Consider the following 14,243-nt stretch of genomic DNA (forward strand, 5'->3'; position numbering starts at 1 on the left):
GTGAAGTGACTGACCCGGTTCCGGAGCTGCGCGGCTGAGTGCTTCGGCCGGGTCCGGATCGGCCGGGTTCGGATCGTCCGTGGGATACTGAACCCATGCGTGCAGGCGAAGTGTCCGAGGTCAGTCAGGACTACCTCAAGGCGATCTGGTCGGCCCAGGAGTGGGGCGGGGATCCGATGACGGCCACGGAGCTTGCGAACCGGTTCGGCACGACGAAGGCCAACGTCACCGAGGTGCTCAAGCGTCTCGACGAACTCGACCTCATCACGCGGGTGCCCTACCGTCCGCCGGTGCTCACCGCCCAGGGCAAGACGATCGCCCTGTCGATGGTGCGCCGGCATCGACTCATCGAGACGTTCCTCGTCGAGTCGCTCGGCTACGGGTGGGACGAGGTCCACGACGAGGCCGAGATCCTCGAACATGCCGCCTCGGATCGGCTCATCGACCGCATCGACGCGTTCCTCGGGCACCCGACCGCGGACCCGCACGGGGATCCGATTCCGGGACCGGATGGGCGCGTGGATTCCCACACACCCACCCTGCTCACCGAGGCGGCTCCCGGTCGCTACGAAGTGCTGCGGGTCTCCGATGCGGATCCGCAGGTCTTGGGCAAGCTCGCCGAGGTGGGGGTGCGGCCCGGAGCCTCCGTCGAAGTCGTCGAAGTGGCTGCGGAGGGCGAGGACCTGCCCGTCGTCATCGATGCAGAGACGACCGTATCAATCGACCCGGACGCCGCCTCGGCGGTTTATCTGAGTGCGCCCTAAGACTCGTCCTGGCCTTGGGACATGACCCTTCCTGGTCGCGGGTCACGGGAAACTTCGGTTCGGCCCGCAACAGCGTGAGGCCCGTGGCCGCATGGGCATCGAAACCTTCGTCGAGGAAGAGACGCGGCCATTCGCTCCAGAGCTCGGATTCGTAGGGGATGCCGGGCAGGCTCTCGAATCGAGGCTAGATCAGACCCTCTTCATCGGCGTCGGCGGCCGATGCCCAGAAACGCGGATCGTGGTCTTCGACGGTCTCCCCGCAGTCGACGCAGGTGCGGAACTCGACGGTCTCGTCGGCGTTGAGGCGACCCGGAGTCAGTCCGCTGGTCTCTTCACAACCGGGACACCAACCGTTGATGAAGCGTCTGATGTGAGTGCCGTGCTCATTGTCCATTCCGGCTGACCTCTCGACCGAATGCGCTGTGCGTGGACTCGCTGTTTTCAGTCTATGAGCTCGGGCAGTCGGTGAAGATGAACTCCCGGAGAAGAACCCGGATACCCGGCGACGGGAGCCCTCGGCGACGGGAGAAGCCGGGGACAGAACCCGGGTGCCCGCCGAAGCGCTCAGCCGATGAGGTCGGCTGAGCGCTTCAGCGATGCAGCCGAGCGTCACCTCCGCGGCAGGTTCCACCTCGGCTGAGGCTTCTGCGGCTTCTGATGCTGGTTCATGAATCCGCGTTCGGCCCGCAGGTGTCCCTTGTCGTGGCTCTTCGCCTTCGGATCGGCACCGGGAATGGATGCCTGGAGCTTCTCGGTGGCCTGTTCGACACCGATGATGGGCATCTCTCCGGTGTTCACCGGCTTCCCAGCGGCCGCCTCGGTGATGGGATTGCTCTTGGGTCCTTTGTCGTTTCGCATGGTGTTTCCCTTCTGTGAATTCTTCTTCTGTTGTGCAGATTTCGGCTGGTGGGCGGTGTGTGCACGGTCCGAACCGGTGCTCAGCTCTGTGTAGAGTCTGGCCCACTGGTCGGGGGTGAGGTCTTTGGGCAAGGTGTCTCCTCTGACGTCGTTGCGGTCCATGGCCGATTGCAGGCTGCGCTGATCGGTGATGCTCATCTTCGTCAGGATTCCTTTCATTCCTCGCCCACGACCGGTGAAGACCGAATGGACGAATCGGTGATAATCGGCTCGGTCCTCGATCGGGATCCGGCCGGTGGAACAGCGATCGATGGTGAGGATTCCGCCATCGACGCTGGGTTTCGGGGTGAATGCGTCGGCGGGGACGCGTCGTGAGAGGCGGAAGTCGAACCAGGGAGACCACTGGGCGGTCATCATGGTCGAACCGCCGACTCCGGCGCGTTTGCGGGCCACTTCCCATTGGGTGAGCAGGATGGCCTGCTGCCACCGGTCTGCGCGCAGAAGTCTGCGGAGGATGGGAGTGGTGAGGTGGAACGGCAAATTGCCGACGATGACCGGCCGGTCGATCCGGGTGGTCAGGATGTCGTCGTGCCGGACCTCTGCCCGCGGGAATGCGTCTTCAAGGTGATCAAGCCTCGTTTCGTCGAGTTCGACGAGAGTGAGCGGGCGTCCGAGCCGGTAGAGCTCGGCCGTGACTGCTCCGTCGCCGGGGCCGATCTCCATGATCGGTCCCGAGGTGGAGCGAGCCAGGCTCGCAATCGTGTTGATGATAGTGCGTGAACGGAGGAAGTTCTGGCCGAGTTCGTGTCGGCCCCCGTGCACGGAACGTGGTGAAGTCGAACGTGGATGAGTTCGCATAAGGCGGTGCTCCAGAGAAGAGTGTGGAGGCACCCGAGGCAGCGCAATGCGGATGAGCCGGAGTGGTGTGAATCAGCTCGGTGGTGATCGAATCGACCCTTGCCGATCGTTGGGATCAGTGCAGGATCAGAAGGGAATCAGCCGATTGTCGCATCGCCCGGATGCCGATGTGATCCGGGAGGACAACGCGCTTGCAGTCAATGATCGAGGCGACCGTCGTCGGTCAGCCGATCAGTAAGAGGTTCGTCGAGCGCGCCGTCAGGCGCTGCGGTGACGAATGTAGAAGCAAGGCGCAGTCATTGCGCTGCTGTTTAATGTTCCCATGGTGGACAAGGTAGCACAGAGGATCCGGTAACCACCAGGGGCAGTTGCGAAAATACCGATTCCTATTCGATGATCTCGCCGCTGATGACGTCGCCGCCGCCGTCATCGGGGCGGTTGCGATGCGGATCGGATTTGATCCGCTGGTCGGTTTTGCGCAGGCGCCAGCCGAGTGAGACCAGCGCGATGCCGACGAGGATGATGAACCCGGCCAGGATGAAGATCAGCGCATGGAGCCCAGCACCCGGGGCGAAGAGGAAAAACGCGCCGAGGACGATGCCGAGCACGCCGATGATCGTGAGCACCCACCACGAGGTGATGCCGATGCGGCGGATGAAGAACGACACGGTGAGGGCGAGGAAGCTGAGGAAGACGATGGCGAAGCCGGTGAGCACCGTGACCATCGACGCGAACAGCATCGGGGTGAGGAAGATGAGCACACCGAGGAGGATGAGCAGGACCGACCGAGTGACCAGGCTGCCGGTGCGGCCTCCCCGTGGCGCGAAGACGAGGGAGGAGACGGCGATGACGGCCAGCCAGCAGGCGAAGATACGCACGACCACCTCGGCGGTGGCACCGGGCCAGGCCATCATCAGCACACCCATCACGAAGGCAATGACGCCGTTGATGATGACTGTCGTGCTCGTGCGTTTGAGGTCCATGCACACAGCCTAGTCGGTCGATTTGGACGGATGCTGAGCACACTGCCACGACCGTCGCAGTTGTCGCGGTCGGCTGGTGGGGCAGTCACCATCGCGTCGGCATTCACACGTGCGTCGACGATCACGCATGTCCGAGATGTTCCTCCTGTGCGGCCGCGTCCGAGGTGGTGCGCTCCTGGTCGGGCATGTCCGAGGTGACGCGTTCGGTCTCGGGCATCAGCCCGGTGAGCTTGAGCGATTCGGACATCGCCTGGACGATCGCATCGAGGTCGGCCGTCGGTGCGGCTGACCTCGGCGGCGCGCTCGGCGGTGTCGCTGCCGGGGAAGCGGCGGTCGCACCCTCGGTGACGGCACTGGCAGCTGCAGGTGTGCCGGCTGCCTCAGCGGGGGTGTGATCGGCGGTTGCACCTGTCCCGGCGTTCGTGCGGGAGTCGGCGGCCGCCTCGGCGCTGTGAGGGGTGGTCGGGGTGCTGCTCTCGAGGAAGCGGAGCAGCTCGACGGGGAAGGGCAGGACCAGGGTCGAGTTCCGTTCGGCGGCGACCTCGACGATGGTCTGGAGGAGGCGCAGCTGCAGGGCGGACGGGGTGTGCGCCATCGCCGCGGACGCCTGCGCGAGTTTGTTCGACGCCTGCAGCTCACCATCGGCGATGATGATGCGGGATCGGCGTTCGCGTTCGGCTTCGGCCTGGCGCGACATCGAGCGCTTCATCGTCTCGGGCAGGGCGACGTCCTTGATCTCAACGCGGTCGATGTGGATGCCCCAGTCGACGGCGGGACTGTCGATCATGATCGCCAGGCCCTGGTTGAGGCGCTCGCGATTAGTGAGCAGGTCGTCGAGTTCGCTCTGTCCGATAATCGACCGCAGGGAGGTCTGGGCGACCTGACCGACGGCGAGCTGGTAGTCCTCGACGTCGACGAGAGCCTTGCGCGGGTCGATGACCTTGAAATAGATGACCGCATCGACGCGGACGGTGACGTTGTCGCGGGTGATGCCCTCCTGTGCCGGAATCGGCATGGTCACGATCTGGAGGTTGACCTTCTCGAGTTTGTCGACGAAGGGGATGATCGCCGTCATGCCGGGAGATTTGGGTTCGGCGTGCACTCTGCCGAGTCGGAACACCACCCCACGCTCGTACTGTCTGACGATCTTCAGGCTGTTTCCCAGCGTGATGGCTCCGAGTGCGACAAGTGCGGCGAGGATGCTGAGCGCCACCATGTCGAATCGCCTCCTTTGACGATTGACTGTCCACCCCATTTTACTCCCGCGGGGCGCGGAAAGACCCGGTTCGGAGGCAATGCTGAGGTGGGGGTGGCGGCGGGGTTCCGGTGGGGTTCGGGTGGCGTGGTCGGTCAGTTCGCAGAGACGCCCGCCCCGCTCACGCCTCCCGCGCGAGCAGCCTCTTCCCCGCCGGGTAGGCGTTCAGCGACTCGGGCAGGCCGATGCGCCGGCCGGAGGCGTAGGTTGCGAGCACCCGCCCGGTGCCCGGCTGCTCCTCGCCGACTCCGGCGGGTTCGAGGCCGATGCGGCGCAGGGTCTGCTTGGCCACGGGCAGCGGCGAATCGAAGAGGGTCACGGCCCCGGCGCGGGCGGCCATGATCCGGTCGGCGATGAGGCCGTAGTGGGTGCAGCCGAGCACCACGGTCTCCATGCCGGGTCCCATCTGGGTGAAGGCATCCTCGATGGCCTGGTCGATCGTCGCGAGATCGGCGGCGTTGATCGCCTCGGCGAGCCCCGGGCAGGCGACCTTCGCCACGTGCAGGTCGGAGGCGAAGGAGTCGATGAGGTTCTGCTGGTAGGCGCTGCCCGTCGTCGCAGGAGTCGCCCAGATCGCGAAGTCCTGACCGGTGCCGGCGGCCATCTTCACTGCGGGCACTGTCCCGATCACGGGAATGCCCGGTTCGTAGCGGGCGCGCACGGCTTCGAGCGCCTGCACCGAGGCGGTGTTGCAGGCGATGACGATCGCATCGGGTTCCCATTCGGCGAGCACCCCGGCCGAATGAAGGGCGCGGGCTTCGAGGGTCTCCGTGCTCAGGCTGCCGTAGGGCGTGAAGTCCGGATCCATGGCCAGGACGAGGTCCGCGTCGGGGGCGAGGTGGAAGAGAGCATCGGCGGTGCCGAGGAGTCCGAGTCCGGAATCGAGCAGACCGATGCGTGTCATGGACTTCCCTTCGGGTACGCGAACTCCCGGATCTCCTTGAGATGGGCCTTCGTCAGGCCATGCGAGAAGTCCGGGGCGATGAGTTTGAGCCGGTTCGGCGAATAGTGGCGGAGGAAGTAGTCCCGAGTGGCCGGCCATGCCAGATCGTCATCGATCCACACCGCCCGGCCGTGCTCATGCTCGGCCAGCCACTCCTCCATGGCCCGTGCCTTCCACCACAGCTGCGGGTCGTTCGCATGGCGATTGTGGGTCTGGTCAGGCATCTCGATGACGTCGAAGGAATTGCGGAGTCCGAACTTCGGTTCGAGTTCGGACTTGCACCGCTGCGACCACGTGGACAGCCACACGACGTCGACCTCGTGGGTCTCGACGATGCGGTCGAAGAACTCGACGACGGCGGGCCGGTAGTGCAGTTCGTAGTTCCACGCCCGCAGCTTCCTCCGACCTTCAGCCATACCCCGCAGTCTGGGGACGGGGTAGGAATTGAGGACGCCGTCGACATCGAGGAAGACCGTGACATGGCGAGCCTGCCGGCGTGCCGATACCGGCGCCGAGGATGCTGCTGCCATCGTTCCTTCCTGTGAGTCTGTGAGGCCGGCCCCATGAGGGCCGATCGCGCGTTAGTCTGGGGGCAGATCGTGCCGCCCGCACCAGATGATCACCCTCGAGTTTACCGCTGACCGCGACCGAAGGCCGAGTCCATGTACCGACAGACCCGCGTCCCCCGGCTGCGGGCGAGCCTGTGGCTGTCGGTTCCCGACAAGGCAGATTCCCTCGCCGAGATGGGTCCCGGCCCGTCGCTCATCGTCCCCGACGGATGTATGGACCTCATCGTCATCGAGGGGCAGATCGTCATCGCCGGTGCCGATTCCCTGGCCCGGACCTATTCCGGTTCGCTTGCCCCGACCGTGGGCCTGCGCTTCGACTCGGGTGTGCTCCCGCAGCTGCTGGCCACCTCGGCGGCCGAGTTGGCCGACCGGGTGACACCCGTCGAGGCCGTGCTCAGACGTGCGAGATTCGGGGTGCAGGGCACTGGCCGGGGAGGGATCCGGAGTGAAGATGGCAGGATCCGGGGAACGGATTTGGACGCAGCCGCCTCGGTGACGGGAGCTGCTCGCACACTGCTCGGCCTTGCCGGTGACCTCACCGATCGGGCATCCCTCGATCCGCGGCCGATGGCCTTGGCAGGATGCCTGAACGTGCGCTCGGGATCGCCGGGACAGACCGTCGCCGAGGCGGCCGATCAGTTCGCGTACTCACCGCGGCAGCTGCGCCGGCTGAGTGCTGAATGGTTCGGCTACGGGCCCAAACACTTAGCGAAGATCCTGCGCTGGCAAGCCGCGAGAGAACTCATCGTCGCAGGCCGCACCCGCACCGCAGCCGCCGCGGAAGTCGGGTATGCCGACGCCGCTCACCTGCGCCGCGACGAGCGCTCGCTCATCGGATAGCGGCGCCCTCTGCGCTCGTCCCGTAAGTTCGTCCCGACCAAGAACTACCCGACGGCGGCCCAGCAACCTCGCGCGAGGTTGCTGGGCCGCCGTCGGGTAGCAATTAGGAGTCGAGGGCGGCGAAGAGGTCGACCTTGTTGCCGTCGGGGTCGGAGACCACGGCATAGCGCTGACCCCAGAAAGCATCCCAGGGTTCGTGGACGATCCCGGCCACGGGCTCGCTTTCCCTGTCGCCACGGCCAGTGAGCTGGGCGAAGGTCGCATCGACCGCCTCGGCGGTGGTGCAGTCGAAGGCCAAGGACATCTTGTGGCCGCCGGTCGGCCGGGTCCAGTCGGGATCGATGCTGAGCATGACCGCCTCGGTGTCGAGGAGGATGCGCAGCGTACCCGAGGCGAACTCGGTGTGCGGGGCCTCGGGGCCGCCGTCGACGAGCTCGAGACCGAGGGCCGAATAGAAGGTGATGGCGGCGGGCATGTCTGCGGTGATGATCGAGATCGCGTCGAGTTTCATGACTTCAGACTAGGCGCAGGGGTGCGGTGTCGGCTTGAACGAATCGGACATGATTGCGCCGTGTGCTGGGTATTCTGACCGTCCTTGGGTGGGCGAAATGGTCGGGTCTCGGGCGGAATTCTCCGACCATTTCGCCCACCCAAGGCGGCGACTGGACCCATCGGCCGCTTCGGAGCGTCAGCCCTGCAGGTAGGGTTCGAACGCGGCGCGCAGCTCGGGCGTCAGCGGGGTCGGCTTCTGGGACGAGCGGTCGATGTGGACGAGCACGCAGTCGTGGTCGAAGACCTGACGTCCGTCCTGGTCACCGCGGGTGCTGACGGTGAACGAGGAGGTGCCGATCCGCTTCACGGTCACGGTCATCAGCAGTTCCGGGCCGTACATGACAGGCACGAGGTAGTCGATGTTCTGGTTGGCGACGAGCATGCCGCCGCCGGTGATGTGGCCAGCCTTGACCTCGTGCATCCAGCGGATGCGGCACTCCTCGATGATGGTGATCAGCCGCGCGTTGTTGACATGGCCGAGCAGATCCTGGTCCGACCAGCGCACCTCGGGTGTGTATTCGAATGTTGCCACGCGGGCCTCCTGGAAACAGCGCAGATCTGATACTTAACGAGCGTTCTACAGTAAACCAGGTGCACTGCGGCAACGGAAATCTGCGGCCTTTGCCGGGAGGGGACGCGATGGACAGCGACGCCGGGGAGGGGACGCGATGGGAGCGGAGCAGAACTGGCAGGCGTGCGGAGCGCGGGGTGCCTCGCGGCGACGGTCGGCGTCGGATCTCACCCTCGGCGACGGACGATCTCCTCGTTGACGGCGGAGACCACCTCGTGGAGGTCGCCGATGATCGCATAGTCGGCGCGCTGGACCATCGTCGACTCCTCGTCGGTGTTGATGGCCACGAGCGTCTTCGCGCCTTCGATTCCGGCCATGTGCTGGATCGCGCCGGAGATTCCGCAGGCGATGTAGACATCCGGGGAGATCCGGGAGCCGGTCTGGCCGACCTGCTCGGCGTGCGGTCGCCACCCGAGACCGGTGACCACGCGGGAGACGCCCAGAGCCCCGCCGAGATGGTCGACGAGTTCGAGGACCTCACCGAAGCCGTTCTCCGAACCGACCCCGCGACCGGCCCCGACGACGGCGCGGGCCGCGGTCAGTCCGGACGCGCCAGCGGAGGCCTCGACCTCGGTGCGTCGGGCACGGGTGGTCAGGTCCGCCTCGGCGATGTCGAGCTCATAGTCATAGACCTCCGGATCGATCGGGTCGGTCTCCTCCGGGGAGCACGCGTGGCCGGCGATCGTGAGCACGTGCAGGTCGCCGTCGAGGCGGAGACGTTCGAACGCGGTGCCGCCGAAGACCTGTCGCAGCAGCCCGTCCTCGTCGCAGGCGATGACGTTCGCGGCCATGCGCTGGCCGGTGCGCACCGCGGCGTGGGCCATGAGCTCCATCCCGCGCGGGGTGCCCGAGGCCAGCAGCGTGCCGGACTCGGGCGTGATGTCGACGATCGCCTGCGCCCATGCGGCGGCCGAATAGTCTGCGAGGTCCGGGTGCTCCAGATGATGGATGATACTGACCCCGAGTCGCCCCAGCTCGGCCACGGCGGAATCGCTGAGCGGCCCGACCACCACCCCCTCCGTGCTACCCGACGGCGGCCCAGCAACCTCGCGCGAGGTTGTTGCGCCGCCGTCGGGTAGCAATTGGGCGTTTTGGCGGGCGAAGGTGACTGCCTCGGCGGAGGTGAGAGTGACCCCGCCGGCGGCATCCGTTTCGACGAAGACGAGTGTCATGGCTTCAGCACTCCGATCTCTTCCAAGACGTCGACGAGTGCCGGTGCCGCATCGGGGCCCTCGCCGAGGATGGTCACCGCACTCTGCTTGACCTCCGGGAGTTCGAGGCTGATCCGCGGACTGCCGGTGCCGGGTTCGGGTGCGTCGTATTCGGTGATCGGGGCCTTCTTCGCCTTCATCCGTCCCGTGATCGAGGGGTAGCGCGGGTCGACTCCGCCCTCCTGGACGGCGATGACCGCCGGCAGTGCGAGCGTGAAGACCTCGGTTCCGGCCGGACCGATCCCGCGTGCCTCGATGACCCCGGCGCCGCCGTCGGAGACGCTCCCGGACCCGCCGCCGGATGCACCGCCGGACCCGTCGCCGGCTTCACCGCCTGGTCCGTCGCTGTCCCCGTCGACCGCACCCCCGTCAACCGGGCTGATCGTCTGGATGTTCGTCAGCACCGGGTACTCGAGGTCGTAGGCGAGCCGGATGCCGACCTGGAAGTCCCCGGTATCGGCGGCGTCGTTGCCGACCAGCACGAGGTCGAAGGTCTGCCCGCCCTCGGCGCGGTCGCGGACGATATCGCCGATGACCTGTGCGATGTCCTCGGGCCCGAACGCCGCGAGGTCGGTCGCTTCGACGAGGATCCCGTCGTGCGCGCCCACGGCCAGGGCCGCGCGCAGCTGTTCGACCGCCTCGGCGGGGCCTACGGTCAGCACCGTGACCGTCCCGCCCGTCGCGGCCGCCGTCTGGATCGCGAGTTCGATCGCGCACTCCTCGTGCGCGGACATCGTGTGCCCGAGTCCGGATTCGTCGATGTTCGCGCCGGTGTCGTCAAGCGTGACGGCTCCGGCGATGTCGGGGACGCGCCTGATGCACACGAGGACGTTCATGGTCATCTCCTGATGCACTCGTTGTCGGGGTCGAACAGCGGCGTCGAATCGACCGACGCCACAGTGACGGGGAAGAACTCCTCCATGTACACGACCTGCAGACGGTTGCCCAGCACCGCCTCGGCGGGTGGGAGGAAGGCCATGAGGACGTGCTTTCCGAGGCTCGGAGCCGACCCCGCCGAGGTGACGTACGCGTTCCGTCCGTGCCCGTCGGTCAGCGGTGCCCCCTCCGCGGAGACGATGGGTTCCCCACCGAGCATGTACCGCTTCTGCCCACTCGCCGAGGTGTGGTCATCGACGGTCAGTGAGCACAGCACCGTTTCAGGAGCCTCCTCGCGATGGCGCAGGTGCGCGTCCCGGCCGATGAAGTCCTGCGCCTTGACCTTCGGGCGGCTCATCCCGACCTCGACCACGGTGCGTTCGGAGTCGAGTTCGGCACCGAACGCCCGGTAGCCCTTCTCGATGCGGCCGGTGGTTCCGTAGACGCCGAGACCGACCGGGATGAGGCCGTGGTCCCGGCCGCCTTCGTAGAGCGCGTCCCAGAGTCTCACGCCGGACTCCATCGGCACGTAGAGCTCCCAGCCGAGATCGCCGACATAGGAGATGCGGGAGGCCAAAACCGGCAGCGACCTGATCTCGATGGTGCGGGCGGTGCCGAACCGGAACCCGTCGTGGGAGACATCGGCACTGGTGAGGTCGGCGAGGATGTCGCGGGCCCTCGGTCCCCACAGTCCGATCGTCGTCCACGAGCTCGTGAGATCGGCGATCTGCGCACCCGAGGCGGGGAGGCGGTCGGAGAACCACTTGACGTCGGCCATTCCGTGGGCGGCGCCGGTCACGACGCGGAACCGGTCGTGGGACAGGCGCATGATCGTGAGATCCGAACGGAACCCGCCGTTCTCATCGAGGATCGGGGTGTAGACGACCCTGCCGATCGCCACGTCCATCTGCGCCAGGGCGATGCGCTGGACCGCGTCGAGGGCGGCCGGTCCGATGACATCGAAGATGACGAAACTCGAGAGGTCGACGAGTCCGGCGCGCTGGCGCATCGCGAGGTGTTCGGCGTTGATGATCGGTGACCACCAACGCCCATCCCATTCGTTCGGGCGCGGCATCACCCGGTCCCCGAACTCCTCGAGCAGGCCGGCGTTCGACTCAAACCACTGCGGGCGCTCCCAGCCGCCGGCCTCGAAGAAGACTGCGCCGAGCTCGACTTCGCGGGCATGCATGGGGGAGAGGCGCACGTTTCGGTCGGCCGACCACTGCTCGCCTGGGTGGACGATGCCGTAGGTCTTGTTGAATGCCTCCGAGGTGCGGGCCCGTACGTGTTCGCGGGTGCGCTGGTGGGCGTGGAAGCGAGCGATGTCGGCGCCCTGGACGTCGATCTCGGGCAGCCCGTTCGTCATCCATTCGGCCACCGCCCGGCCGACTCCGGGCCCTTCCTTCACCCACACCGCCGCCGCCGACCACAGGCCCGCTACCTGCGGTGATTCACCGAGGATGGGCGCACCGTCGGGGGTGAGGGACAGCAGGCCGTTGATCGCGTAGCGGATCTCGACATCGGGGTTCGAGAGCACCTCGGGCATGAGTTCGACGGCCTGTTCGAGCTGCGGGTCGAAGTCCTCGTCGGTGAAGGGCATCTCTGTGGGGGAGAGCTTCGCCGCCTCGATCGAGGGGATCTCGTCGGGGTCGTGGAGGATGGGCCGGTGGGCGTAGGAGCCGATCTCCATGTCCGAACCGTGCTGGCGTTCGTAGCAGAAGGTGTCCATGTCGCGCACGATCGGGAAGGAGATCTCGCCGGGGCGTTCGGCCAACTGCGGGACCGGGCCGACGCTGATCATCTGGTGCACCGCCGGGGTCAGGGGGATCGCGGCACCGGCCATGGCCGCGATTCGCGGACTCCACACCCCACAGGCGATGAGGATGCGGTCGGTGACGATCTCGCCCCTGCTCGTGTGCACCCGTGTGACCCGACCGTTCTCGACGTCGATGCCGGTCACCTCGGTGTTCGGGGAGACGGTCAGCGCACCGGCTGCCTCGGCGGATTCACGCATCATCGTGCCCGCCCGCACGGAATCGACGACGCCGACAGTCGGCGTCCAGAAGCCGCCGACGATCACGGACGGATCGAGGAACGGCACCTTCTCGGCCACCTCGGCGGGGGTGACGAGGGAGGACTCGATGCCCCACGCCCGCGTCGAGGCCATGCGCCGCCGCAGTTCCTCCATCCGCTCCTCGGTGCGGGCGACCTCGAAGCCGCCGGACTCGGTGAAGACGCCGAGCTCCTTGTACTGGGCCATGCTGTCGAGGGTGAGGTCGGCGATCTCACGGGAATGGTCGACGGGGAAGATGAAGTTCGATGCGTGCCCGGTCGAGCCGCCCGGATTCGGCAGCGGACCTTTGTCGACCTGGACGATGTCGGTCCACCCGAGTTCGGCGAGATGATGGACGAGGCTGTTGCCGACGATGCCGGCTCCGACAACGACGACGCTGGCCTGGGCGGGGACGGAAGCCATGCGGCGGCTCCTCTCCGGAGGCACCTTCGCCTCCAACGGCACGTGCCGCGCGGTGGGCGGCAGGATGGGCGAGATCGAACTCGGTAGGATGATCGTCCTCCCCGTCGCCGAGGTGTGTCAAGGGTTCCGATCGGAGCTCGGATGACGCTCTCCGGGGTCCCGGGGGCGACCGTGCGGTAGGGTGATTCCGGTCGGTGCGCCGAGGGGCGCCGACCCAACTTTCCCCGACGGAGCTGAGCACGATGAGCAATGGGACCCAGTCGATCGACCGGGCGGCCGAGATACTGTCGCTGGTGGTCAAGTCCGACGACCCGATCTCGTACACCGAGGTCGTCGACGCGACCGATCTGGCCCGCTCGACGGTCTCGCGGCTGCTCTCGGCGCTCGAGCGCAACGGCTTGGTCGAACGTGACGGCGATGGTCTCTATCGCGGGGGTTCGCTGTTCGCGACCTATGCGTCACGCTTCGACCGGGTCGAGAATCTCGTCTCTGCGGCCGACCCGACTCTGCAGCGCCTGAGCGAGGAGACCGGAGAGACCGTCAATCTGGCGATGCCCGGGCCGAAGGGCGTCGTCCAGGTCGCCCAGGTCGATTCGACGTTCGTCCTCGGGGCCACGAACTGGGCCGATGTCGATGTGCCGCCGCACTGCTCGGCGCTCGGGAAGGTCATGTACGCCTTCGATGTCATCCCGCTGCCGACGGGTCGGCTCGAACGCCGGACCGATCGGACGCTGGGTTCGCGCAAGGAACTGACGGACAACCTCGCCGAGGTGCGCGAACGCGGCTTCGCCATCGTGCACGAGGAATTCGAGATCGGCCTCGACGCCCTGGCCGCCCCCGTCTTCGGCGTCGACGGCGCCGTGGTCGCGGCCGTCGGCATCTCGGGTCCGACGATGCGCATCGCCGAACACCACGAGAAGCTCGGCGCGCTGCTGTCCGACGAGGCGGGTCTGCTCTCGCGGACCCTCAGGCGCAAGGTGGCGCACCGGTGAGCGTTGAGCGTGGGGCGGTCGCACTGACCGCCGAGGACCGCAGGCTGCTTGACCTCGCTGTCGAGCAGGCAGAGATCGGATGGGACGAAGGCGGAGTACCTATCGGGGCCGTACTAGCGCGAGGTGCCGAAGTTCTCGCGGTGGGGCGGAACCGTCGGGTTCAGCAGAACAGTGCCATCCTCCACGGTGAGACCGACGCTTTCGAACGGGCGGGTCGGTTGCCGGCCTCGGTCTATCGGGAGTGCACCCTTTACACGACGCTCTCACCGTGCTTCATGTGCGCCGGCACGTCGTTGCTCTATGGGATTCCGCGCATCGTCATCGGTGAGAATAAGACGTTCTCCGTCTCCGAGGATCTGCTTGTCGAACACGGCGTCGTCCTCGTCGTTGCCGATGACTCCCAGTGCTTGGACCTTATGGGACGCATGCTCGACGAGCGACTGGAGATCTGGAACGAGGACATCGGCAACTAGCCCGAGTCGTCGTGTGATACGA

At 66.6% G+C, this 14,243-nt stretch carries 14 protein-coding genes and 1 pseudogene; 4 read left to right on the top strand and 11 right to left on the bottom strand.

Annotated features, from left to right (window positions below):
• Window positions 1-95 precede the first annotated feature (95 nt).
• Entirely contained in the window at window positions 96-764 is a 669-nt protein-coding gene (locus tag GUY23_RS02305) for a metal-dependent transcriptional regulator (protein WP_166969378.1), read from the top strand.
• Between the two features lie 184 nt (window positions 765-948).
• Here GUY23_RS02305 and GUY23_RS02310 read toward each other — a convergent pair whose 3' ends face one another.
• From GUY23_RS02310 to GUY23_RS02335, 6 genes and pseudogenes are all read right to left on the bottom strand, one after another.
• Complete coding sequence (locus GUY23_RS02310; protein ID WP_166969379.1) at window positions 949-1,158, bottom strand: hypothetical protein; 210 nt, start codon at window positions 1,156-1,158, stop codon at window positions 949-951.
• 554 nt (window positions 1,159-1,712) lie between these two features.
• Window positions 1,713-2,480 (bottom strand): annotated as a pseudogene (gene erm, locus GUY23_RS02315) (23S ribosomal RNA methyltransferase Erm); the annotation flags it as partial.
• Between the two features lie 386 nt (window positions 2,481-2,866).
• Entirely contained in the window at window positions 2,867-3,463 is a 597-nt protein-coding gene (locus tag GUY23_RS02320; RefSeq protein WP_166969383.1) for an HdeD family acid-resistance protein, read from the bottom strand.
• Between the two features lie 121 nt (window positions 3,464-3,584).
• A complete protein-coding gene (locus tag GUY23_RS02325) occupies window positions 3,585-4,679 on the bottom strand; it encodes a slipin family protein (RefSeq protein ID WP_166969385.1) in 1,095 nt (364 codons plus the stop codon).
• A 160-nt stretch (window positions 4,680-4,839) separates the two neighbouring features.
• A complete protein-coding gene (locus GUY23_RS02330) occupies window positions 4,840-5,622 on the bottom strand; it encodes a glutamate racemase (protein ID WP_166969387.1) in 783 nt (260 codons plus the stop codon).
• Window positions 5,619-6,191 carry an HAD domain-containing protein gene (locus tag GUY23_RS02335; RefSeq protein WP_166969389.1) on the bottom strand — a complete coding sequence of 191 codons (573 nt, stop codon included), beginning with the start codon at window positions 6,189-6,191 and terminating at the stop codon, window positions 5,619-5,621. The genes GUY23_RS02330 and GUY23_RS02335 overlap by 4 nt, the downstream gene beginning before the upstream one ends.
• Window positions 6,192-6,323: 132 nt before the next feature.
• Between GUY23_RS02335 and GUY23_RS02340 the strand changes: the two genes are divergently transcribed.
• Window positions 6,324-7,070, top strand: a complete 747-nt coding sequence (locus GUY23_RS02340) for a helix-turn-helix domain-containing protein (protein ID WP_166969391.1) — start codon at window positions 6,324-6,326, stop codon at window positions 7,068-7,070.
• 103 nt (window positions 7,071-7,173) lie between these two features.
• On the opposite strand, the gene GUY23_RS02345 is transcribed toward GUY23_RS02340, so the two are convergent.
• The 5 genes from GUY23_RS02345 to GUY23_RS02365 form a co-directional block, all read right to left on the bottom strand.
• Window positions 7,174-7,581, bottom strand: a complete 408-nt coding sequence (locus tag GUY23_RS02345) for a VOC family protein (protein WP_166969393.1) — start codon at window positions 7,579-7,581, stop codon at window positions 7,174-7,176.
• Window positions 7,582-7,758: 177 nt separating this feature from the next.
• Window positions 7,759-8,154 (bottom strand): acyl-CoA thioesterase, encoded by a 396-nt coding sequence (locus GUY23_RS02350; protein WP_166969395.1) that lies wholly within the window; start codon window positions 8,152-8,154, stop codon window positions 7,759-7,761.
• A 206-nt stretch (window positions 8,155-8,360) separates the two neighbouring features.
• The gene (locus GUY23_RS02355) at window positions 8,361-9,365 is read right to left on the bottom strand and encodes an electron transfer flavoprotein subunit alpha/FixB family protein (RefSeq protein ID WP_166969397.1); all 1,005 of its coding nucleotides are present in this window, start codon (window positions 9,363-9,365) and stop codon (window positions 8,361-8,363) included.
• A complete protein-coding gene (locus tag GUY23_RS02360; protein ID WP_228282668.1) occupies window positions 9,362-10,246 on the bottom strand; it encodes an electron transfer flavoprotein subunit beta/FixA family protein in 885 nt (294 codons plus the stop codon). The genes GUY23_RS02355 and GUY23_RS02360 overlap by 4 nt, the downstream gene beginning before the upstream one ends.
• Window positions 10,243-12,756 (bottom strand): GcvT family protein, encoded by a 2,514-nt coding sequence (locus tag GUY23_RS02365; protein ID WP_166969399.1) that lies wholly within the window; start codon window positions 12,754-12,756, stop codon window positions 10,243-10,245. The genes GUY23_RS02360 and GUY23_RS02365 overlap by 4 nt, the downstream gene beginning before the upstream one ends.
• Window positions 12,757-12,998: 242 nt before the next feature.
• Between GUY23_RS02365 and GUY23_RS02370 the strand changes: the two genes are divergently transcribed.
• Window positions 12,999-13,748 carry an IclR family transcriptional regulator gene (locus tag GUY23_RS02370; RefSeq protein WP_166969401.1) on the top strand — a complete coding sequence of 250 codons (750 nt, stop codon included), beginning with the start codon at window positions 12,999-13,001 and terminating at the stop codon, window positions 13,746-13,748.
• The gene (locus tag GUY23_RS02375) at window positions 13,745-14,221 is read left to right on the top strand and encodes a nucleoside deaminase (RefSeq protein WP_208085446.1); all 477 of its coding nucleotides are present in this window, start codon (window positions 13,745-13,747) and stop codon (window positions 14,219-14,221) included. Before GUY23_RS02370 ends, GUY23_RS02375 begins: the two co-directional genes overlap by 4 nt.
• The last annotated feature ends 22 nt before the right edge of the window (window positions 14,222-14,243 follow it).

It is taken from the genome of Brevibacterium atlanticum, from assembly GCF_011617245.1.
GTDB lineage: Bacteria > Actinomycetota > Actinomycetes > Actinomycetales > Brevibacteriaceae > Brevibacterium > Brevibacterium atlanticum.

Excerpts from the sequence above, each read along its gene's own strand:
- GUY23_RS02305 (WP_166969378.1), top strand. The coding sequence starts at position 96 with ATGCGTGCAGGCGAAGTGTCCGAGGTCAGTCAGGACTACCTCAAGGCG.
- GUY23_RS02310 (WP_166969379.1), bottom strand. The coding sequence starts at position 1,158 with ATGGACAATGAGCACGGCACTCACATCAGACGCTTCATCAACGGTTGG.
- GUY23_RS02320 (WP_166969383.1), bottom strand. The coding sequence starts at position 3,463 with ATGGACCTCAAACGCACGAGCACGACAGTCATCATCAACGGCGTCATT.
- GUY23_RS02325 (WP_166969385.1), bottom strand. The coding sequence starts at position 4,679 with ATGGTGGCGCTCAGCATCCTCGCCGCACTTGTCGCACTCGGAGCCATC.
- GUY23_RS02330 (WP_166969387.1), bottom strand. The coding sequence starts at position 5,622 with ATGACACGCATCGGTCTGCTCGATTCCGGACTCGGACTCCTCGGCACC.
- GUY23_RS02335 (WP_166969389.1), bottom strand. The coding sequence starts at position 6,191 with ATGGCAGCAGCATCCTCGGCGCCGGTATCGGCACGCCGGCAGGCTCGC.
- GUY23_RS02340 (WP_166969391.1), top strand. The coding sequence starts at position 6,324 with ATGTACCGACAGACCCGCGTCCCCCGGCTGCGGGCGAGCCTGTGGCTG.
- GUY23_RS02345 (WP_166969393.1), bottom strand. The coding sequence starts at position 7,581 with ATGAAACTCGACGCGATCTCGATCATCACCGCAGACATGCCCGCCGCC.
- GUY23_RS02355 (WP_166969397.1), bottom strand. The coding sequence starts at position 9,365 with ATGACACTCGTCTTCGTCGAAACGGATGCCGCCGGCGGGGTCACTCTC.
- GUY23_RS02360 (WP_228282668.1), bottom strand. The coding sequence starts at position 10,246 with ATGACCATGAACGTCCTCGTGTGCATCAGGCGCGTCCCCGACATCGCC.
- GUY23_RS02365 (WP_166969399.1), bottom strand. The coding sequence starts at position 12,756 with ATGGCTTCCGTCCCCGCCCAGGCCAGCGTCGTCGTTGTCGGAGCCGGC.
- GUY23_RS02370 (WP_166969401.1), top strand. The coding sequence starts at position 12,999 with ATGAGCAATGGGACCCAGTCGATCGACCGGGCGGCCGAGATACTGTCG.